The organism is Streptomyces rishiriensis, from assembly GCF_030815485.1.
Lineage (GTDB): Bacteria > Actinomycetota > Actinomycetes > Streptomycetales > Streptomycetaceae > Streptomyces > Streptomyces rishiriensis_A.
In genome coordinates this window covers 2,117,893-2,137,968 of the sequence record NZ_JAUSWV010000002.1, presented here as the reverse complement: position 1 = coordinate 2,137,968, position 20,076 = coordinate 2,117,893, and the positions used below count along the sequence as shown (strand labels likewise).

Annotated in this window: 17 protein-coding genes and 1 tRNA gene; 9 read left to right on the top strand and 9 right to left on the bottom strand. The window is 71.2% G+C overall.

Features of this window, described 5'->3' with window-relative positions; genetic code table 11:
• Window positions 1–216 precede the first annotated feature (216 nt).
• Both QF030_RS11995 and QF030_RS11990 read left to right on the top strand, forming a co-directional pair.
• Entirely contained in the window at window positions 217–690 is a 474-nt protein-coding gene (locus tag QF030_RS11995; protein ID WP_373428757.1) for a phage holin family protein, read from the top strand.
• A complete protein-coding gene (locus QF030_RS11990) occupies window positions 687–1,274 on the top strand; it encodes a DUF3618 domain-containing protein (RefSeq protein WP_307162644.1) in 588 nt (195 codons plus the stop codon). The genes QF030_RS11995 and QF030_RS11990 overlap by 4 nt, the downstream gene beginning before the upstream one ends.
• Window positions 1,275–1,832: 558 nt before the next feature.
• On the opposite strand, the gene QF030_RS11985 is transcribed toward QF030_RS11990, so the two are convergent.
• Complete coding sequence (locus QF030_RS11985) at window positions 1,833–3,659, bottom strand: endonuclease/exonuclease/phosphatase family protein (RefSeq protein WP_307162643.1); 1,827 nt, start codon at window positions 3,657–3,659, stop codon at window positions 1,833–1,835.
• A 347-nt stretch (window positions 3,660–4,006) separates the two neighbouring features.
• Between QF030_RS11985 and QF030_RS11980 the strand changes: the two genes are divergently transcribed.
• The 4 genes from QF030_RS11980 (at window position 4,007) to QF030_RS11965 (ending at window position 9,397) form a co-directional block, all read left to right on the top strand.
• Entirely contained in the window at window positions 4,007–5,434 is a 1,428-nt protein-coding gene (locus tag QF030_RS11980) for a hypothetical protein (protein WP_307162642.1), read from the top strand.
• 411 nt (window positions 5,435–5,845) lie between these two features.
• A complete protein-coding gene (locus tag QF030_RS11975) occupies window positions 5,846–7,309 on the top strand; it encodes an alkaline phosphatase PhoX (RefSeq protein ID WP_307162641.1) in 1,464 nt (487 codons plus the stop codon).
• Between the two features lie 59 nt (window positions 7,310–7,368).
• Window positions 7,369–7,438: transfer RNA gene (locus tag QF030_RS11970), tRNA-Ile, on the top strand.
• A 375-nt stretch (window positions 7,439–7,813) separates the two neighbouring features.
• A complete protein-coding gene (locus QF030_RS11965; protein ID WP_307162640.1) occupies window positions 7,814–9,397 on the top strand; it encodes a TROVE domain-containing protein in 1,584 nt (527 codons plus the stop codon).
• A gap of 13 nt (window positions 9,398–9,410) precedes the next feature.
• Here the strand turns inward: QF030_RS11965 and QF030_RS11960 are convergent, their stop codons facing one another.
• The 3 genes from QF030_RS11960 to QF030_RS11950 all read right to left on the bottom strand — a co-directional run bounded on the left by QF030_RS11960 (window position 9,411) and on the right by QF030_RS11950 (window position 11,661).
• Window positions 9,411–9,785: a YybH family protein gene (locus QF030_RS11960; protein ID WP_307162639.1), complete on the bottom strand. Its 375-nt coding sequence runs from the start codon at window positions 9,783–9,785 to the stop codon at window positions 9,411–9,413.
• 21 nt (window positions 9,786–9,806) lie between these two features.
• Window positions 9,807–10,520, bottom strand: coding sequence for an SDR family NAD(P)-dependent oxidoreductase (locus QF030_RS11955; protein WP_307162638.1), 714 nt, complete (start codon window positions 10,518–10,520; stop codon window positions 9,807–9,809).
• A gap of 154 nt (window positions 10,521–10,674) precedes the next feature.
• Window positions 10,675–11,661 carry a LysR family transcriptional regulator gene (locus QF030_RS11950; protein ID WP_307162637.1) on the bottom strand — a complete coding sequence of 329 codons (987 nt, stop codon included), beginning with the start codon at window positions 11,659–11,661 and terminating at the stop codon, window positions 10,675–10,677.
• Between the two features lie 179 nt (window positions 11,662–11,840).
• Between QF030_RS11950 and QF030_RS11945 the strand changes: the two genes are divergently transcribed.
• From QF030_RS11945 to QF030_RS11935, 3 genes are all read left to right on the top strand, one after another.
• Entirely contained in the window at window positions 11,841–12,494 is a 654-nt protein-coding gene (locus tag QF030_RS11945) for a GntR family transcriptional regulator (protein ID WP_307162636.1), read from the top strand.
• Window positions 12,495–12,621: 127 nt separating this feature from the next.
• A complete protein-coding gene (locus QF030_RS11940; protein WP_307162635.1) occupies window positions 12,622–13,638 on the top strand; it encodes a 1-aminocyclopropane-1-carboxylate deaminase in 1,017 nt (338 codons plus the stop codon).
• Window positions 13,639–13,871: 233 nt separating this feature from the next.
• Window positions 13,872–14,441: a TetR/AcrR family transcriptional regulator gene (locus QF030_RS11935; protein WP_307162634.1), complete on the top strand. Its 570-nt coding sequence runs from the start codon at window positions 13,872–13,874 to the stop codon at window positions 14,439–14,441.
• A gap of 212 nt (window positions 14,442–14,653) precedes the next feature.
• Here the strand turns inward: QF030_RS11935 and QF030_RS11930 are convergent, their stop codons facing one another.
• From QF030_RS11930 to QF030_RS11910, 5 genes are all read right to left on the bottom strand, one after another.
• Window positions 14,654–15,841, bottom strand: coding sequence for a TerD family protein (locus QF030_RS11930; protein ID WP_307167542.1), 1,188 nt, complete (start codon window positions 15,839–15,841; stop codon window positions 14,654–14,656).
• 105 nt (window positions 15,842–15,946) lie between these two features.
• The gene (locus tag QF030_RS11925; protein WP_307162633.1) at window positions 15,947–16,936 is read right to left on the bottom strand and encodes a zinc-dependent alcohol dehydrogenase family protein; all 990 of its coding nucleotides are present in this window, start codon (window positions 16,934–16,936) and stop codon (window positions 15,947–15,949) included.
• A complete protein-coding gene (locus QF030_RS11920) occupies window positions 16,933–17,757 on the bottom strand; it encodes a carbohydrate ABC transporter permease (protein WP_307162632.1) in 825 nt (274 codons plus the stop codon). The genes QF030_RS11925 and QF030_RS11920 overlap by 4 nt, the downstream gene beginning before the upstream one ends.
• Window positions 17,754–18,692, bottom strand: a complete 939-nt coding sequence (locus QF030_RS11915) for a carbohydrate ABC transporter permease (protein ID WP_307162631.1) — start codon at window positions 18,690–18,692, stop codon at window positions 17,754–17,756. The genes QF030_RS11920 and QF030_RS11915 overlap by 4 nt, the downstream gene beginning before the upstream one ends.
• Window positions 18,689–20,059 carry an ABC transporter substrate-binding protein gene (locus QF030_RS11910; protein WP_307162630.1) on the bottom strand — a complete coding sequence of 457 codons (1,371 nt, stop codon included), beginning with the start codon at window positions 20,057–20,059 and terminating at the stop codon, window positions 18,689–18,691. The genes QF030_RS11915 and QF030_RS11910 overlap by 4 nt, the downstream gene beginning before the upstream one ends.
• Window positions 20,060–20,076: the final 17 nt, after the last annotated feature.

The following is a 20,076-nucleotide window of genomic DNA, read 5'->3' as shown; positions in this document are numbered from 1 at the left end:
GCGCGGGGCGGTGGTGGGAGTCGGGGCGGCGGCAGGACTCGGGGGTGTCGGGCGAGCTCTCGTCATACGGGCAGTCTGGGTCGTACGACAGTGAAGCTCTACTTAATTCTTCTACGGGATACGGGTAAGTGTTCCTGTATGGATGTTTCGCCGTGCGGGTAGCGGGGACCGGCGGGGGTACCCGGGTGTTCTGTAACCGAGAGGAGGCGGAACACCGTGACCGGGACCACGGACGTCCGACCCGTCAGCGATGTGCAGCACCACAACGATGTGCACCGCGCCAACGGGCCCCACGGCGTCAGCAACGGGCATCACAGCGTCGGCGAACTCGTCAGCCAGGCCACCGAACAGGTCTCCCGGCTCGTACGGCAGGAACTCGCCCTCGCCAAGCACGAGTTCACCGAGAAGGGACGGCGCGCCGGGCGCGGCGGAGGACTGCTCGGCGCCGCGGGCGCGTTCGCCTACGCGGGGCTGCTCGCCCTCGCCGGTACGGGCGTCGCCGCCCTCGCGCTGACGCTGCCCCTCTGGGCGGCCGCGCTCATCGTGACGGCGGTGCTCTTCGCGATCGCCGGCGTGCTGGCCGTCGTGGGCCGTGGCCAACTGCGCCGGGCCGCGCCGCCCACCCCCGAGGAGACCCTCGGCAGCGTCCGGGCCGACGTCGCGGAGATCAGGGAAAGGGCGCACCGATGACGGACAGGAGGGCGGCCGACCTGCGTCGGCAGATCGAGCGCACCCGGCACCGCCTGGGGACCAAGGTCGAGGGGCTGGCGGCCAAGGCGGACGTCCGGGGCCGCACCCGGACCCGCACCGCCGACCTCATGGACCGCGCCGGCGCGATGACCGTACAACTGCGCAGCACGGCGTCCCAGGCCGGCCATCACCTGCAGGAACGGGCCGGGCGGGCGGGGCACGCGGTGCAGGAACGCGCGGGCCGCGCGGGGCACGCGGCTCAGGCGAGGGCGGGCCGGGCGGGCCGTACGGTGCACGGACGCGGGAGCCACGCGCGGCACGCCGTGCAGGATGCCGCCGTCCGCGTCGGCCACACCGCACAGGAGCACGCGCTGCACGCCCGCCATGGCCTCCGGGACAACGCGGCCCGGGCGGGTCGCAGCGCGGAGCGGACGGCCCCCGCTCCGGCCCCCGCTCCGGTTCGCGAACCCGTGCGGTTCGCCCTTCGGCACCCGCGCCCGGTGGTGATCGTGGGTGCGGCGGCGGTGGCTCTGGTCGCGGCCGGGATCATCGGCCGACGCAGGACCGGGCAGCAGGTGCTGTAGGTCCTCCGGTCACGGGTGTCGACGACGCCCGTGACCGGCAACGTACCGCGTCGCAACCGAGCGAGCGGAAGGCGTCGGCGTTTCGGGCCGCTCGCCGGTGACGACGCACCCGGCGGGTTCGTCCCGGCGGCTGAGCCACACTGACGCCCGGCCCCCGGGCACAGCTGACGACCGAACCCGGGTGACGCACTTCGACGGTCGGCCGGTCGCCTTCGTCACCTTCGACGGGCCCGACGTGTCCAAGGCGCCCGACGCCCTGACCGCCGTGGCGCACGCGCTGGGCCTCGCCGACGACACGGCCGGAGGAACGCGCGTCCAGGCCGGCGGCCCCGGGGGACGGCTCCGCCAGGCCGTGGTCGACTTCCGCGACCCGTGCTTCGTCGGACCGCGCGGCGACCACGCCCCCGTCCACTTCTGGGCCGCAACCACTGGGGTCGCCCGGTCGGCGTCAGCGTCCACGACTTCGCGCCGGACGCCGACGCCGAGGCGAACGAGACCGCCTGGCGGGGCCGGCTGGACGGAGTGTTCGGCCGGCCCCGCTGACGGCGGCCGCAGGCGTCACGGTTGGAAGCGCAGCACCTGCGGGTCGTGGTCGCTGATCTGGTCGTGGAACTCCGAGTTGATGTGCACGCTGTCGTACTCGAAGTCGCAGCCGCGCCGGATCGACGGGCTCACCAGGATCTGGTCCAGGACCTGCTGGTTGCCCTGGTAGTCGTAGGTGTAACGCTCGCTCTTCGGCAGCGACTTGATCGCCGACCACAGCTCGCCGTCACCCTCGAGGAGCTGCGCGGTGCCGGAGAACTCGAAGTCGTTGATGTCGCCCAGCGCGACGACGTCCGCGTTCTTCTGCGTGGCGAGGATGTCCTTGACGAACGCGTTGACCAGCGTCGCCTGCTGGTGGCGCTGGGCCTCCGAGCTGCGCACCACCGGCTGGTACTGCGCGGTGAGACCCTGGTCGCCGCCCTTGGAGTTGAAGTGGTTGGCGATCACGAACACCGTACGGCCGCGGAAGACGAACTCGCCGGCCAGCGGCTTGCGGCTGGTGTTCCAGGCCGTGTTCGCCGGGTCGATGCGGCCGGGCGAGGCGGTGAGCTGCGCCTTCCCGCGCACCTTGGTGACACCGACGGCGGTGGCCGCGTCGCCGCCCGCGCGGTCGGTGAAGGAGACCCGCTCCGGGTTGAACAGGAACACCTGACGGATGTTTCCGCCCGGCTCGCCGCCGTCGGTGTTGTTCGCCGGGTCGATCGAGCGCCAGTCGTAGCGCGGGCCGCCCGCGGCCACGATCGCGTCGATGAGCTTGCCGACCGTCACGTCGGCGGCGACCGTACCGTCGTTGGTCGCGCCGTTGTTGTCCTGGATCTCCTCCAGGGACACGATGTCGGGCGACTTCAGGTTGTCCACGATCGCGGAGGCGTGCTCCTCGAACGTGGCGTCGGACGGGTCGAGGTTCTCGACGTTGTACGTCGCGACCGCCAGCTCGCCCTTCTTCTGCTGCTGCGTCGTCTCCCGCTCCAAACCGCCGTTCTCCAGCGTGCCGAGCCGGTTCGCGACGAGGGTGTAGCCGCCGAACTGGTTGTAGTCGAGCGGGCCCGCGGTGACGCCGGTGAGGGTGTCGCCGACGTTGGCGACGGGGAAGTCCGCCGTGGCGCCGAGCGACTGGACCTGGAGCCGGCCGGTGTTCTGCGAGGTGTACGAGCCGTACAGCGTGCCGCCGCGACGGCCGGCGTTCTCGCGCGGTTTCACCGTGACCCACAGTTCGCTGTACGGGTCGGTGGCGGTGACCACGCGGGCGTCGGCGACCTGGACGTTCATGCCTTCGAGGGACTCGTAGTAGTCCAGGGCGTACGTGCCGGGCCGCAGGGTGAGGCCGTTGACCGAGTTGCTCGCGGCGGCGTCGCCGGCCGGCGTGTACGCGGCCGGGACCGACTTCGCGTTCACGACGGTCGCGGCGGGGACCGCGTTGCCGCCGGAGACGACGGTCACCGTCGGCTTGGTGATCTCCGTGACCGTCTGGTTGCCGGTGGCGGCACCGCCCGGTACGAACTCCGCGACCGTGCCGGTGACCGTGACGGAGTCACCGACGGCGACCTTCGGGGTGGAGCTGGTGAAGACGAAGACGCCCTCACTGGTGGCCGCGTCGGCGTCCGGGTTCGGATCCTGGATCCAGAAGCCTCTGGACGAGCCGTAGGCGCGCACACCGGTGACGATTCCGGCCACACCCGTGACCGTCTGGCCGGCGTACGGCGACAACCGGGTCGTGCCCTGGATGTCGTGAATGGCCACCGTCTCCGCGTGCGCGGGCGCGGACAGGGCGACGGTGGAGGCCGCGGAACAGGCGGCGGCGACGGTGAGCGCGGCGAGACGCGCGGACTTCTTGCTCGGCAACGGAAATCCCTCCGGGGACGTACATGAGCGCCGGGACGAGGGTGGAGCTGGATCTGAGGGTGAAGCGGAGAAGCGAGGGTGCTGCGTGGAGCCGGGGGTGGTGCGTGGAGCCTGGGGCCGCGTTCCGCGAGCGGACGCGACGCGCGTAGAAAATACAGTGAACAGATGTCCATCGGATTTCTACGCGCGTCAATCTCCTGCCTGGCCACGCCACTTGTCAAGGTTTCGGCCATGTACGCCGCCCGGCGGGGACATGAACCGGGCGGCATGGGTCCATACCCGTCTAGGCTGAGTGGCCCAGCGCCCCCAGCGGGCGGTGGTACCACGCGCCCTAGGAGAACCAGCCGATGTCAGACAGCTCCCCCCTCCCGCCGGTGCTGCTGCACCCCGAAGCGGAGCTGGCGCGCGACGCGCTGTCCACGCCGTTGCTCTCCCGGGCCGCCCTGCTCGCCCGCTGGGCGGGTCCCGACACCCGGGTGGACGCCGGGGGCGGACTCGTCGAGGACCAGCTGGCGTCCGCCGCCGAGGTGCTGGGGCTGACCGGGGAAGACGCCGCCGCCTACGCGAGCGAGGCCTGGCGGGTCGCCGTGGACGCCGGTCTCGTGGAGATTGTCGACGAGGAGGCCGGCACCGTCACGGCCGGCGAGGACCTGGCCCTGCTGACCGGCGGGTCCCCGCAGGACATCCTCGCCGTCTGGCTCGGCGCCCTGGAGACCGTGCTCGCCGACGCGTCCGTCCCCGACCTGGACGAGCTGATGGAGGCGATGGACGAGGGCGGCGAGGTCGACTTCGCCCGGCTCGACTGGAACCCCGAGGCCGAGGCCGAGTTCCTCGACGGTGTCCTCGGCAACCTCTACCTGCTCACCGTCGGCGAGGACGGCCCCGGTGACGCCCCGGTCCCGCTGCCCGCGCTGGCCGCGTCGATGATCATTCCCGGTGACATGGACGAGCCCACCAACGACGTCCTGGAGCAGGTCTCCGACGCGATGATGCGGCTCGACGACCAGTTCCGGCTCCTGGAGCCGATCGGGATCGTCGCCTACCGGCCCGTCGACGAGGACCTCATGGCGGACCCCGAGGAGGAGCCCGCCGCCCCCGTCGACGAGACCGACGTCTCCCGCTACGGCATGGTCCGGCTCACCCCGCTCGGCGTGTACGGGCTGCGGGCCCGGCTGCTGGAGGCCGGCTTCGACGCCCCGGCCGTCGGCGACCTCGCCGACAAGGGCGCCGACGTCCTCCTCGACGGCAGCGCCGGCTACGGCTCGCGGGCGGCTCTCGCCGAGACCGAGCAGTGGCTGGTGCGCCGCGAACCCCTCGACGCCGCACGGGAGTTGCTGGCCGCCGCCCGCGGTTCGGACTCCGGCGCCCCGCTGCGCCGGCTGCGCTGCCAACAGGCTCTGTCCCTCGTCGGCGGCCAGGCCGAACCCGCCGTCCGCGAGGTCCTCGACGACCCCGAACTCGGCGGCCTCGCCCGCGTCTGGCTCAGCGAGCTCGGCGCGACGGACGTGCCGGCGCCCTCCGAGCACCTCATCTTCTGGCTCACCATCGACACGGTGGCGGCGCAGCTCGCCGCCGAGGGCAACTCCGAGGAGCTCCAGGCCCTCGTCGAGGGGCTGGCCCAGCAGCACGGCGGATTCTTCTCGGCGGCCTGGCGCGTCGACCACCCGGCGACCCCGGACGTCCTGGAGGCGATGGGCCGGCTGCACCCGGACAAGCGCATCGCGAAGGAAGCCCGCAAGGCGGCGTTCAAGGCACGCTCGCAGCAGGGCGGATGAGCCGGAGCGGATGAGTCGGGCGGGAGGGCTCGGAGTCGAGGACTCAGGGCCGTGAGCCAGGGCCGGTGAGCCGGGCGGGACAGCCGGGCGGGATGAGCCGGGCCGGAGGGCTTGGAGCGGAGGACTCAGGGCGGATGAGTCGGGGCCGGTGAGTCGGGCGGGACGAGTCGGGCCGCCTGGCTCGGAGTGGAGGGGTCCCGGGGCGTGGGTCCAGGTGCCGGGTCGGGGCCGGTGAGGCCCCCGCCGCGCGGGGCTCTTTCGGCTCCCGTGGCCTGATCCTTACGGATTCATGGAAGCGGGTCCCCTGAAGTCGCCCTCCGTTCAACCCCTGTTCAGGCGTGGGCGGGACGGTGACGCCGAACCGAGGTCAGCCACCCTCCACGGCACCTTCACCGCGTCACAGGAGACACCATGTCGCTCACCCGCAGGGACTTCGCCAGACAATCCGCGATCACCGGTGCCGGCGTCGCACTGGCGGGCAGCGTAGGCGCCCTCGCCACCGCGCCCAACGCCCTCGCGTCCACGGAGACCGCGTCCACGGCGGACACCGCGGAGGCGAAGGATGCGTCGGCGACCGGACACCACGGGGTCGGCTACGGGCCGTTGCTGCCCGACCCCGACGGCATCCTCGCGCTGCCCGCAGGCTTCAAGTACCGCGTCATCACCTACAGCGGCAGGACCAAGCTGGAGTCCGGGGAGATCACCCCGTCCAACCACGACGGCACCGCCACCTTCTGCGGCCCGCGCGGCGCGACCCTGCTCGTCAACAACCACGAGCTGAAGGGCCCGCGCGCGAGCTGGCCGTACCCGGTGCCGCTCACCGAGGGACTCGTGTACGACCCGGCGGCGGCCGGCGGCTGCACGGTCGTCGAGGTGCGCCCCGGCGGCCATGTCGCCGAGTGGGTCGGCATCGCCGGCACCTCCACCAACTGCGCGGGCGGCACCACGCCTTGGGACACCTGGCTCACCGGCGAGGAGACCGAGGACAAGGCCGGCCAGAACGGCATGACCAAGGACCACGGCTACATCTTCGAGGTCGACCCCGAGGACCGCCGCGCCAACCGCGACCCCAAGCCGATCAAGGCGTTCGGCCGGTACGCCCACGAGGCGGTGGTCATCGACCCCAAGCGCGGGCACGCCTACCTCACCGAGGACGCCTCGGGTCCGAACGGCCTGCTCTTCCGCTGGACCCCGCCGGCCGGCTTCCGCCACGGGCGCGGCAAGCTGCGCACGCTCGCCGACGACGCCGGCGTCCTCCAGGCCTTCAAGTGCTTCGACTCCGGCGGCAAGTTCGTCGACGACCTCTCCCGGGCGACGAAGATCGGCACCGTCTACGGCGTCGACTGGATCGACGTGCCGGACCGTGACGCCAGGTCGGTCTCCGTCCGCAAGCAGTTCACCGACGGCCAGGTCACCCGCGCCCGCAAGCTGGAGGGCATGTGGTGGGGTGACGGCGGCACCTACATCGTCTCCTCCTACGCCCGTGGCGAGAGCCCGGTCCAGCACGACGGCGCCGTCTGGTTCTACGACCCGCAGCGCCGCACCCTGACCCTGAAGGTGCTGCTCGGCGTGAACCCCGACCCGTCCGCCGACGGCGCCTTCGACGGCCCCGACAACATCACCGTCTCCCCGTACGGCGGTCTCGTCATCGCCGAGGACGGTGAGGGCGTCCAGCACCTGTTCGGCGCCACCGACAGCGGCCGCACCTACCCCATCGCCCGCAACGAACTGAACATCGGCACCGCGGACGAGCCGGAATACAGCGAGTTCACCGGCGTCACCTTCTCGCCCGACGGGCACACCCTTTTCGCCAACATCCAGACCCCGGGCATCCTGCTGGCGATCACGGGTCCGTGGAAGCGGCAGAAGCGGTGAGTGCCCAGCCGTAATTAATTCACTCGCTCGATCCGCGGCCGCACTCCTAAAGTGGTGCACGTCCAGGTGCGAAGGCAGGACCTACTTCCACTGATAATGGGGCGGCCGCGGGTTCGAGTCCCGCCACCGGCACAACGCGCCGGTGTAGCTCAGGGGTTAGAGCACCTTGTCGGTTCCGCCGGCTTCGATCTCTGGACACCACAATTTCACAGCACCTCCCGGTGCGCAGGCTGCGGCTCCTTCTTTGCAACAGAATTCCAGGCCGCCGCCGACTTTATCTCGGGAGGCGCAGCACGTGGTGGGTGCCCGGTGCGCAGGCAGCGGTTACTTCATTGGATCGGACGGTCGCGGGTTCGAGTCCCGTCATCGGCTTCAGGCCGGTGTAGCTCAGTCGGTAGAGCATCTGGCTAAGTCCGTCGCCGACCCCTGATCTCGGGCACCTTCCTTTTGCTGCGCCTCTCCCGATGGACGACTGAATGAACAACGAATTCGGGGGAATTCACCATGGCGCGCTTCAATGTCCGTGCCCGTAAACCGCCGCCCGTCTCGCCCGTGACCACCACGGGCCGGAGGCTCCGTACCCACCAGGGCGGCCGAGGCCATGAGCGGGACGCCCGCTCCGAGCTGTTCCTGCTGGCGATCGCCGACTTCGTCTCCCAGCAGACGTTCTACGAGTCCGGCGCCGCCCGCGACGACCGTTTCGCCGGGCTCGTGCGTGAGCTCGCCGTCAGCGACCCGGCCTGGACGGCCGGTCTGCTCGGCTGGCTGCGCGGCGAGGGCAACATCCGCACCGCCGCGATCGTGGGCGCCGCCGAGTACGTGCACGCCCGTCTGACGGCGGGCGCCACCGACGGTCCCTCGAACCGGCAGGTCGTGGACTCCGTGCTGCGGCGTCCCGACGAGCCGGGCGAGCTGCTCGCGTACTGGACGGAGACGTACGGCCGCAACATCCCCAAGCCCGTCAAGCGCGGCGTCGCCGACGCCGTACGGCGGCTCTACAACGGCAAGTCGCTGCTGAAGTACGACACGGCCTCGAAGGGCTACCGCTTCGGCGACATCCTCAACCTGGTGCACGCCGCGCCGGACCCGGCCAAGCCGTGGCAGGGCGAGCTGTTCCAGTACGCCCTCGACCGCCGGCACAACCCCGACACGGCCGTGGTGCCCAAGTCGCTGCCCGTGCTCGTCGCGCACCGCGACCTGATGGCGCTGCGGCCCGCCAAGAGGCGCAGGGTCGTGACCGGAGCGGGCGGCGCGCGGCGCCTCGCCGAGGCGGGCATGACCTGGGAGGCGCTGGCGGGCTGGCTCCAGGGGCCGATGGACAAGGCGGCCTGGGAGGCGGTCATTCCGACGATGGGGGCGATGGCTCTGACGCGGAACCTGCGCAACTTCGACGAGGCCGGGGTCTCCGACGAGGTCGCCGCGCAGGTGGCGGCGAAGATCAGCGACCCGGCGGAGGTCGCGCGCTCGCGGCAGTTCCCCTTCCGGTACCTCGCCGCCTACCAGCACGCGCCGTCGCTGCGCTGGGCCTACCCGCTGGAGCGGGCGCTCGGTCACTCGCTGGCCAACGTGCCCGCGCTGCCCGGCCGGACGCTGGTGCTCGTCGACCGGTCCGGTTCGATGTTCTACGCCCGGCTGTCGGACCGTTCCGAGCTCAACCGGGCCGACGCGGCGGCGATCTTCGGGACGGCGCTCGCACTGCGGGCGGCCGACGCCGACCTCGTCGAGTTCGGCACCAGCAGCAACACGATCACGTTCCGTGAGGAGGAGTCGATGCTGAAGATTCTGGAGCGCTTCGGAGACCTCGGTGGTACGGACACCACCGAGGCCGTGCGCCGGCACTACCGCGACCACGACCGGGTGCTGATCGTCACCGACGAGCAGTATGCCGCGAGCCGGCACGGCGACCCGACCGGTCAGGTCCCGGCCGACGTGCCGGTCTACACCTGGAACCTGGCCGGCCACCGCGTCGGCCACGGCCCCTCGGGCAAGGGGAACCGGCACACCTTCGGCGGGCTGTCGGACGCCGCCTTCCGGATGGTGCCGCTGCTCGAGGCCGCCGACGACACCCGCTGGCCGTGGGCGGCCTGAGAGCCGGTGACGGCTAGCCGAGCCGTGAGACCTGGTAGTGGCCGATGTGCCACTCCCCGTCCTCGCGCCTCAGCAGAACACCGAGGTACACGGCGATCGTGGGCCGGTCGGTGAACGAGAACTCCACGTCCAGATAGCCGAGAACGAGGTCGTCGGCGAGGCGTCTGGTCTCGAGGAACCGGTAGTCGGCCGTCATGCCGAGGGGCTGGGAGTCGTAGTAGTCCGCGACTCCCGGCCTCCCCGTGCTGTAGGGGTGCAGGCCCTGGAAGATCGCGTCCTCGGTGAAGAGGGCGGCGACCCGGTCGGGTTCGTGCGCGTCGACCGCGGCCTTCCACCGGTCCAGGACGCCACGCAGGATCGCTTCGTCGTCCGTCGTACCGCTGCTCATCACTGTGCTCCTGTCCGCCGGTCAGTGGCCGGCGCTCATGCCGCCGTCGACGTGGAGGATCTCGCCGGTGACGAAGGGGGCGTTCTCCAGGTAGACGACCGCGTCGACGATGTCGCTCTGCTCGCCCATCCGGCCGACCGGGTGCAGGGCGGCGAGGAAGTCGTGCGTCTCCTCGGCGTGCATCGGCGTCTTGATGGTGCCCGGCGATACGGCGTTGGCCCGGATGCCCCGGCTGGCGTACTCGATGGCGAGCGACTTGGTGGCGGACTGGAGACCGCCCTTCGTCAGCGAGGCCAGCACCGAGGGCACCTTGGCGTCGGCGTTGTCGACCAGGCTGGTGGTGATGTTGACTATGTGTCCGCCGCCCTGGGCCAGCATCCGCTCGACGGCGAGCCGGGTGAGGTGGAAGAACCCGGCCAGGTTCACGCCGGTCACGGTGGCGTAGTCGTCCGGGGTGTAGTCGGTGAAGGGCTTCGCGACGAACACGCCCGCGTTGTTGACCAGGGTGTCGATCCTGCCGAACCGTTCCATTCCCGCCGCGACGACGCGTTCGGCGGTGGCGGGGTCGGCGATGTCGCCCTGGACGGTGACGAGATCGAGATCGGTGGAGGGGGCGATGGTGCGGGAGGTGGCGACGACGGCGTATCCGAGCTTGCGGTAGGCGTCGACCAGCCCGGCGCCGATGCCCTGCGACGCCCCGGTGACGACGGCGACCTTCTGGTGCTGAACGCTCATGGTGACCTTCTCCGAAGGGATGCGATGACCGGTTACTAGCCAACCGGTCGACTATCTGAAAGGTAGGACGGTCACCGGGCGACGTCAAAGGCCGGAAGGGTCCTCGCCGGGACCTGTTTCCTCTCGTCTGGGAGGAACAGACTCCCAGCGCAGCTCAGCGGGGGAGCGCGTACGGGTCGTCGGCGGGCAGCCAGGCGTCCGGGGCGTGGATGCCGAGGCCGTCGGCGGCGACGCCGTCGCAGAGCGCGTCGACGACAGCCAGGACCCCGGCCCGCTCGTCGGTCTCGCGCCGCACCAGGGACCAGGTCCAGTACACCTTCGGCGCGACGACCTCACGGCGCACCAGGTCGGACGGCAGCGCGGTCGTCTGCCCCTTGGGCGAGTTGAGGACGGGACGGCGGCAGCGGCGGACGTGGTCGAAGAAGGCGGGACCGGTCACGGCACCGTCGCGGATGCGCACCGCGCGGGCGCCGGTGGCCCCCGTCAGCTCTTCGGCGTACGCGTTCCAGGACGCCCAGGAGGTGACGTCGTCGTCGATGAGGACATCGGTGTCCCCGGCGGTCACGGCGCGTACGGCGGACAGTTCGTCCGTGTCCGTGTCCGTGTCCGGTGTCTCGGTGTCCGTGTCGGTGCTCCTGGCGACGGCGTACAGCCGGTCGGCGCCGAGGAGCCGGGCCCGCAGTCCCTGCCGCTTCACGTCCTCGTTCCGTATCCAGCACACGGCGAGGTCGAGGCTGCCGTCGGCGACCCGGGCGGCCTGGGTGTGCGAGGGCGCGACCCACGCGTCGACATGCACCTGGGCCACCGCGGCGGTGCGCCGGGTCAGGTCCGCCGGAAGCCAGTTGACGTAGCCGAGGCGTACCGCCTGCGAGCCGGACAGCCGACGGGCGCGGCCACGGAGGTCGTCGGCGCGTTCCAGCAGGGCGCGCGTGTGCGGGAGCAGGTCGGCGCCGGCCGGGGTGAGCGAGACCGACCGGCGGTCCCGGTCGAAGAGCCTCACGCCGAGGTCGCGTTCGAGTGCCTTGATCTGCTGGGACAGGGAAGGACCGGCGATCAGGAGCCGCGCGGCGGCCCGCCCGAAGTTCAGTTCCTCGGCGACCGCGACGAAGTACCGCAGCTGGCGCAGCTCCACGTCCGCCATGTTACGTCCGGGCGACGCGGTAGGAGGCTGTTCCTACCAGTGACCGTGGGCGCCGAGGATTCTCTCGCGGGCATCGCTTGTCCGTCCCATGGACCGCCGGGTGCGCGATCGGTCGTTCACCCTCCCGGATGCGTCGGAAGCCTTGCTGCCGAAGGAACTGATATCTAACATGTCAGTTCATGGAGGCTGTGCCACGCACTCTGCTCAGGGACCGCGCCTACGCGGCGATCCGGGACGCCATCGTGGCCGGGGACATCGCCCCGGGCGCGGTGGTGCGCGACGCCGATCTCGCCGAGCGGCTCGGGCTGTCGCGGGCGCCGGTGCGGGAGGCGTTCGCCCGGCTGGTCGACGAGGGGCTGCTGGAGAGCAAGCCGCAGAGCTACACACGGGTGACCTCGGTCGTGACCGCCGACGTACGGGACGCGGCGGCCGTGGTCGGCGCGATGCACGAGCTGGTCACCCGGGTGGCGGTGCCCCGGCTGTTCGCGGCGGACGTCGAGGGGATGCGCGCGGCCAACGAGCGGTTCGCCGCCGCCGTACGCGCGGGGGACGTGGACGCCGCCCTGCGCGCCGACGACGCGCTGCACGACGTCCTCGTCCGGGCCGCCGGCAACCGAGCGGCGGCCGCGACCATCGCCCGCTACACCCCCCTCATCCGGCGGTTGGAGCGACGGCGCTTCGGCGAGGGCGGCACCTGTCGTTCGGCCGGACTGCACGGCCGGCTGATCGAGGCCTGCGCCGACGGTGACGTGGACCGGGCGGTCCACGTCACGGCGGAGATCTGGCGCACCCTCGCGGACCTCGCCGACTCCGACGACCTGGTGCCGGAGTGAGCGCTCGGCCGAGCGGCCTGGCGGCCGAATGGACCGAGTGACCACATGACCGAGTGACCGAATGACCGAGTGACCGAGTGACCGATCGATCCTTCGTTCCGGGCGACCCGTTGCACCAGGAGGCCTCATGTCCTTGTCCTCGTACGCGCGTTATCCCCTCCTCTTCGGTCCCTCCCCGCTGCACCCGATGGAACGGCTGACCGCTCACCTCGGCGGAGCCGCCCTCTGGGCGAAGCGGGAGGACTGCAACTCCGGGATCGCGTACGGCGGGAACAAGACCCGCAAGCTGGAGTACCTGGTCGCCGACGCGCTCGCGCAGGGCTGCGACACGCTCGTGTCGATCGGCGGGGTGCAGTCCAACCACACCCGTCAGGTCGCGGCGGTCGCCGCCCGCGCCGGACTGAAGTGCGTGCTGGTGCAGGAGAGCTGGGTGGAGTGGCCCGACTCCGTGTACGACAAGGTCGGCAACATCCTGATCAGCCGACTGGCCGGGGCCGATGTGCGCCTGGTGCGGGCGGGGTTCGGGATCGGCTTCAAGGAGAGCTGGGAGCTGGCGCTCAGGCAGGTCGAGGAGTCGGGCGGGAAGCCCTACGCCATCCCGGCCGGGGCCTCCGACCACCCGCTCGGCGGGCTGGGCTTCGCCGGATGGGCGTACGAAGTCGCCGAGCAGGAACGGGATTCGGGCGTCTTCTTCGACACCGTGATCGTCTGCTCGGTGACCGGGTCGACCCAGGCCGGCATGGTCGCCGGGTTCGCCGCGCTGGAGGAGGCGGGCGGACGGTCCCGGCGCGTCATCGGGATCGACGCCTCGGCCAAGCCCACCGAGACCCGTGAGCAGATCGCCCGCATCGCGCACCGCACCGGCCGGCTCATCGGGCTGGGACGTCAGTTGACCGTCGAGGATGTCGAGCTGGACGAGCGGTACCACGCCGGCGTCTACGGCGTCCCGGACGAGACGACCCTGGAGGCGATGCGGCTCGCCGCGCGGACCGAGGGCATGGTCACCGACCCGGTCTACGAGGGGAAGTCGATGGCCGGGCTCGTCGACCTGGTCGGGCGCGGCGAGATCGGCCGCGACTCCACCGTGCTGTACGCGCACCTGGGCGGGCAGCCCGCGCTGAACGCGTACAGCGCGCTGTTCTGAGGACCTGTCCGGACGGCGGGTCCCGGCCGCCCGGGACCGGAGTCCCGCGCCTGCCCCTGTGGAGCGGGGGCGGCTCCCTGTCTGGTGTCCCCGCGTGAAGTGGTGGAACATGCGGGCAGCACGAGAAGACGCTGGTCGTGGACCCGCAGGGACGAGCACACCGAGCGGGGGCCGTCTCCTGCGAGAGTCTGCCAGAATGCGGAGAGAGTCCCCGGTTCGCGAGGAGTAACTGGATGACGCAGGTCAGGCCCATGCGTGCGGACGCTCGCCGCAACTACGAGCGCTTGCTGAAGGTGGCGGCGGAGGCCTTCGCCGAGCATGGGGAGGGTGCCTCCCTGGACGACATCGCCAAGCGGGCGGGCGTCGGATCCGGCACGCTGTACCGGCATTTCCCGACGCGTCAGGCACTGCTGGAGGCGGCCTACCTCGACCGGATCGAGGCGCTCGCCGTGCGGGCCGACGAGCTCGGCGGGGAACTCCCGCCGGGCGTGGCGCTGGTGGAGTGGCTCAACGAGCTGTGTGTCGGCACGATCCAGGTCCGCGGGATGAAGGCCCTGCTGGGCTCCGCCGTCACGGACAGCGCGGCGGCGGTCACCGCCTGCGGCGCGAACATGAAGGAGGCGGCGGCCCGGCTGGTGGAGGCGGCGCAGCGGGAGGGAACCCTGCGGGCGGACATCGAGCCGATCGACGTACTGCGCCTCGCGCACGGGGTGGCGACGGCGTCGGAGCTGGCGAAGGGCGACCGCACCGCCATCCGCCGGTATGTGTCGCTGCTGACGGAGGGGCTACGGCCCGCACGCTGACGGCGGCCCGGACGGTGGCTGCGGCCCGCACGGTGGCGGCGGCCTGCACGGTCACGGCGGCTCGCACGGTGACGGCGCCCCGCACGGTGGCGGGCGCCGGCAGTGGCTGACGGCAGCGGACAAGGGAGCAGTGGCTGACGGCAGCGGGCGCCCCCGTGGTGGCGGGCGCCCGTGGCTGAGCGGTCGGCGGGCCGGGGCCGGCCCGGGCGTGGCTACAGGGCCTGGGCGCCCGGCTTCACCATGTTCCGTACGGTGCGGGCCTTGACGAAGTCGCCCATGGCCGTCATCTCCCACTCGCCGGAGAACTGCTTGATCAGCTTGGCCATCAGCACGCCCGTCTGCGCTTCGGCGCCGGTGAGGTCGAAGCGGACGAGCTCCTCGCCGGTCGAGGCGTCCAGGAGACGGCAGTAGGCCTTGGCGACCTCGGTGAACTTCTGGCCGGAGAAGGAGTTCACCGTGAAGACCAGCCCGGTCACCTCCTGCGGGAGACGGCCGAGGTCGACGACGATCACCTCGTCGTCACCGCCGCCCTCGCCGGTGAGGTTGTCACCGGAGTGCTTGATCGCGCCGTTCACGATGTCGAGCTTGCCGAAATAGCAGCTGTCGATGTGGTTGCGCTGGGGCCCGTAGGCGATGACCGAGGCGTCCAGGTCGATGTCCTTGCCGCGGAACGCCGGCTCCCAGCCCAGGCCCATCTTCACCTGCGAGAGCAGCGGCCGGCCGCCCTTGACGAGAGAGACGGTCTGGTTCTTCTGGAGGCTGACCCGGCCCTTGTCCAGGTTGATCTTCCCCGTGGCCGCGGGTGCCGCGGCGGGCGGTGCCGGGGGCATCGGCGGGGCCGCCGGGGTCACCGGGGACTGCGGCGCGGGCGGCGCGGCGACCTGCCGGGGCGGGGCGGCGGGTACCGGTTCCTCCACCGTCACCCCGAAGTCGGTGGCGATGCCGGCCAGGCCGTTCGCGTAGCCCTGGCCGACCGCGCGGGCCTTCCAGACGCCGTTGCGGAGATAGATCTCCACGACGACCAGAGCTGTCTCCGAGCCGAGCTGCGGGGGCGTGAACGTGGCCAGCACGCTGTTGTCGTCCGCGCCGCGGATCGTGGCCGTCGGCTCGACGCCCTGGAACGTCTGCCCCGCGGCGTCCGGGCTGGCGGTGACGACGATCTTCTCGATGCCCGGGGGGACCGCGGCCGTGTCGACGATGATCGCGTCGGGTGCCGCACCGCCGCCGGAGCGGTAGGTCACGCCGGGGCCGTTCGGCTGGTTGTAGAAGATGAAGTCGTCGTCGGAGCGCACCTTGCCGTCGGCGGTGAGCAGCAGGCCCGAAACGTCGAGCCGCACCGGAGCGGCGACGTCCACCGTGACGCGCGCGGTGGGGAGAGGGATGTTCGAGCCGGGGGTCATAGCTGTCATGCCGGGTGAACGAGCGAGACCACTTTGCCGTTCCCTTACCCGGACCCGAACGGGTCCGGGCAGGGACATCATTAGGCATATCGCGGAGAAACGGGCCTACGGGACCACGACGATCTTGCGGCCGACGCCCGCCGCGAACTGTTCCAGCGCGCGCGGGTACTCCTCCAGCGGCATCCGGTCGCTGATGAAGACCTCCGGGTCCAGCACCCCGTTCGCGAACAGCTCGGCGGCCCGTTCGAAGCTGTGCAGGACGGCCATCGAGCCGGTGATGGTGATCTCCTGGTTGTAGATCCGGTACGGGTCGATGGTGACCCGCGTCGCGTAGTCGGCGACGCCGAACTGGAGGAAGGTCCCCGCCTTCGCCACCCGGCCCAGGCCGTCCTGGATCGCGGCCGCGTTGCCGGTGGCGTCCACCACCAGGTCCCAGCCGCTCGGCCGCTCCAGCTCGTCCGCGTTCGCCGCCGTCCCCGAGACGCCCAGCCGGCGCGCCGTCTCCAGCCGTGCCGGATTCAGGTCCACCACGTCCACGCTCGCCGCACCGGTGCGCTTGGCCAGCTCCAGCATCATCAGCCCCATCGTCCCGGAGCCGTAGATCAGTACGTGCGCGCCCAGCCGCGAGCGGAGCACGTCGTAACCGCGTACCGCGCACGACAGGGGCTCGACGAGGGCCGCGTCCTGGGTGCGGATGTGCTCGGGCAGCCGGACGCAGTTCGCCACCGGCGCCACCGCGTACTGGGCCGCGCCCCCCGCCGTGGTGACGCCGATCGCGGCCCAGCGTTCGCAGAGGTTGTTGTGGCCGGTACGGCAGTACCGGCACTCGTGGCAGTACAGCGAGGGGTCCACCGCCACCCGGTCGCCCACCGACACCTCCGTGACCTGCGTGCCGACCCCCACGACCGCGCCCGCGAACTCGTGCCCCGGCACGATGGGCAGCTTCGGCGCGAACTCGCCCTGGAGGATGTGCAGATCGGTGCCGCACAGACCGCAGGCGGCGACCTCCACGACCACCTCGCGCGGCCCTGGCGTCGGGTCGGGGACCTCGGTGACGACGGCGCGGCCCACGGACTCGATGACGGCGGCCTTCATTTCACGGCTCCCAAGGACAGCCCCTGGACCAGTTTGTCCTGGGCGGCGAACCCCGCGGCGAGCACCGGCAGGGAGATGACCAGCGACGCGGCGCACACCTTCGCCAGGAACAGGCCCTGGCTGGTGATGAAGCCGGTCAGGAAGACGGGGGCGGTCTCCGCGACCACGCCGGTGAGCACCCGCGCGAACAGCAGCTCGTTCCAGCTGAAGATGAAGCAGATCAGGGCCGTCGCCGCGATGCCGGGCAGGGCGATCGGGGCGACCACGCGCGCGAGGATCGTCGGCAGCCGTGCCCCGTCCACCCGCGCGGCCTCGATGATCGCCACCGGGACCTCGGCGAGGAACGACTGCATCATCCACACCGCGATCGGCAGGTTCATGGAGGTGTAGAGGATGACCAGCAGCCAGATGTTGTCCAGCATCCCCGCGTTCTTCGCGAACAGGTAGATCGGCAGCAGGCCCGCCACCACCGGCAGCATCTTGGTGGACAGGAAGAAGAACAGGACGTCGGTCCACTTCTTCACCGGCCGGATCGACAGCGCGTAGGCCGCCGGGAGGGCGAGGAGCAGGACGAACAGGGTCGACGCGAGGGACGCCACCACCGAGTTGGCCAGCGCCGGCCAGGGGCTCGCGCCGCCTCCGGTGCCGAAGAACTCGCGGTAGCCGTCGAGGGTGAGGGCGGCGGTGAAGGACGGGGGGTTGGTGGCCGCGTCCTGCTCGGAGTGGAAGGACGTCAGGGCCATCCAGGCGACGGGCAGGAAGAACACGATTCCGGTCACCCAGGCCAACAGCCCGAGGCCGCCTCTGCGTACGACGTTCATGCGCGGGACACCTCCTCGCGGAACAGGGACGAGACGACCCGCAGGGCGAAGGTCGCGATGACGATCGAGCCGATGACGACCAGGACGCCGGCGGCCGAGGCGAGGCCGTTCTCATGGGCCTGGTAGAAGCTCTGGTAGACGGTGTAGGGGAGGTTCGCCGTGCCGAGGCCTCCCGAGGTGATGGTGAAGACCGCGTCGAAGTTCTGCACGATGTAGATCGAGCCGAGCAGGGCGCCCAGTTCCAGGTAGCGGCGCAGGTGGGGGAGGGTCAGATGGCGGAAGATCTGCCAGTCGCCCGCGCCGTCCACCCGTGCCGCCTCGATCTGCTGCTGGTCCCGGCTCTGCAGGCCGGCCAGCAGGATCAGCATCATGAACGGCGTCCACTGCCAGACCAGGGAGGCCTCCACGGCGAGCAGCGGAGTGTCGGAGATCCAGTCCGGCTGAGGGCCGCCCACGTAGTGCAACAAACCGTTGAGCAGGCCGTATTCGGGGTTGTAGAGGACGTGCTTCCAGAGCAGGGCCGCCGCCACCGGCACCACAAGGAAGGGTGCGATCAGCAGCGTGCGGACCACGCCCCGGCCCCGGAACCGGCGGTCCAGGAGCAGGGCCAGGCCCAGTCCCAGCACCAGGCTGGCCAGCACCACGGTCGCCGTCAGCAGGACGGTCGTCCACACCGAGTGGCGCAGGTCGGCGTCGGTCAGGACCTGGTGGTAGTTGTCGAGCCCGGTGAAGCGGCGGGCCCCGGGGTACAGCGCGTTCCAGTCGAAGAAGGAGATCACCACCGTGGCCACGAACGGGAGTTGGGTGACCACGATCATGAAGACCAGGGCGGGGAGCAGCGGGGCCCGGGTCGCCCAGGCGCGCAGCCGGGCGTTCGGCCCGTGCGGGGTGCGTACGGGAGGTGCGGCCACGGGGGCCGTCGTCGTCGCGGTCATCGTCCCTCGTACTCCTCGGAGATCCGCTCGGCGAGCTGCTGGGACTTCTTCAGGGCCGACTCGACGGACTGGCGTCCGGCGATGGCCGCGCTGATCTCCTGGGAGACCTTGGTGCCGAGGTCGGTGAACTCGGGGATGCCGACGAACTGGATGCCGGGCGCGGGCCGCGGCTGCGTACCCGGGTCGTTGGGCTTGGCCGCTTCGATGGCCTGCTTCGTCATGTCCTGGAAGGCGGAGGCCTGTTCGCGGTAGGCCGCGTTCTCGTAGGTCGACGCGCGCTTGCCGGCCGGCACGTTCGACCAGCCGATCTCCTCGCCGACCAGCTGCTCGTACTGCTTGCCCGACGCCCAGGAGACGAACTTCCAGGCCTTGTCGGCGTTGCGGGAGGCCTTCTGGATGCCCCAGGCCCAGGTGTAGAGCCAGCCGGAGGACTCCGTCTCCTCGACAGGCGCGGGCGCGTAGCCCATCTTGCCCTTGACCGGGGACTTCGCCGCCTCCAGGGACCCGGCCGCGGAGGTGGCGTCGTACCACATGGCGACCTTGCCCTGGGTCATGTTGTTGAGGCACTCGGCGAAGCCGGACTGGGCGGCTCCGGACTCGCCGTGGTCGCGGACGAGGTCGACGTAGAACTTCGTCGCCTTCTCGAAGGCGGGCGCATCGAGCTGTGCCTTCCAGTCCTGGTCGAACCAGGTGCCGCCGAAGGTGTTCACGACGGTCGTCAGGGGCGCCATCACCTCGCCCCAGCCGGGCAGTCCGCGCAGGCAGATGCCCTTCATGCCGGGCTCGGCGCCGTCCGTCTCGGCCGCGAGGTCGGCCACCTGCTGCCAGGTGGGGCGGGCGGGCATCGTCAGCCCCTTCGCCGCGAACACGTCCTTGCGGTACATCAGGAAGGAGGACTCGCCGTAGAAGGGCTGGCCGTAGAGTTTTCCGTCGTCCCCGGTGAGGGACTCGCGCATCGGTGCCAGGACGTCCTGCTCGTCATAGGCGGGGTCCGCCGCCACGTACGAGTCCATCGCGTGCAGCCAGCCGTTGCGGGCGTAGATCGGTATCTCGTAGTTCGACAGGGTCGCCACGTCGTACTGGCCCGCCTGGTTGGCGAAGTCCTGGCTGATCTTGTCGCGGACGTCGTTCTCCGGCAGCAGGGTGAAACTCACCTTGATGCCGGTCTCCTTGGTGAAGTGGTCGGCGGTGAGCTTCTGCAGCTCGGCCATCTGGGGGTTGTTGACCATGAGGACGTTGAGGGAGTCACCGCCGGAACCCGCCCCGCCGGCTCCGGCCCAGCAGCCGGAGAGCAACGGGGCGAGCAGCGTCCCTGCGGCGACCGCGGCGAGCGTGGCTCGCGGCCTCCGTCGGCTCTGGGTGCGCATGGATCGCTCCTGGACAT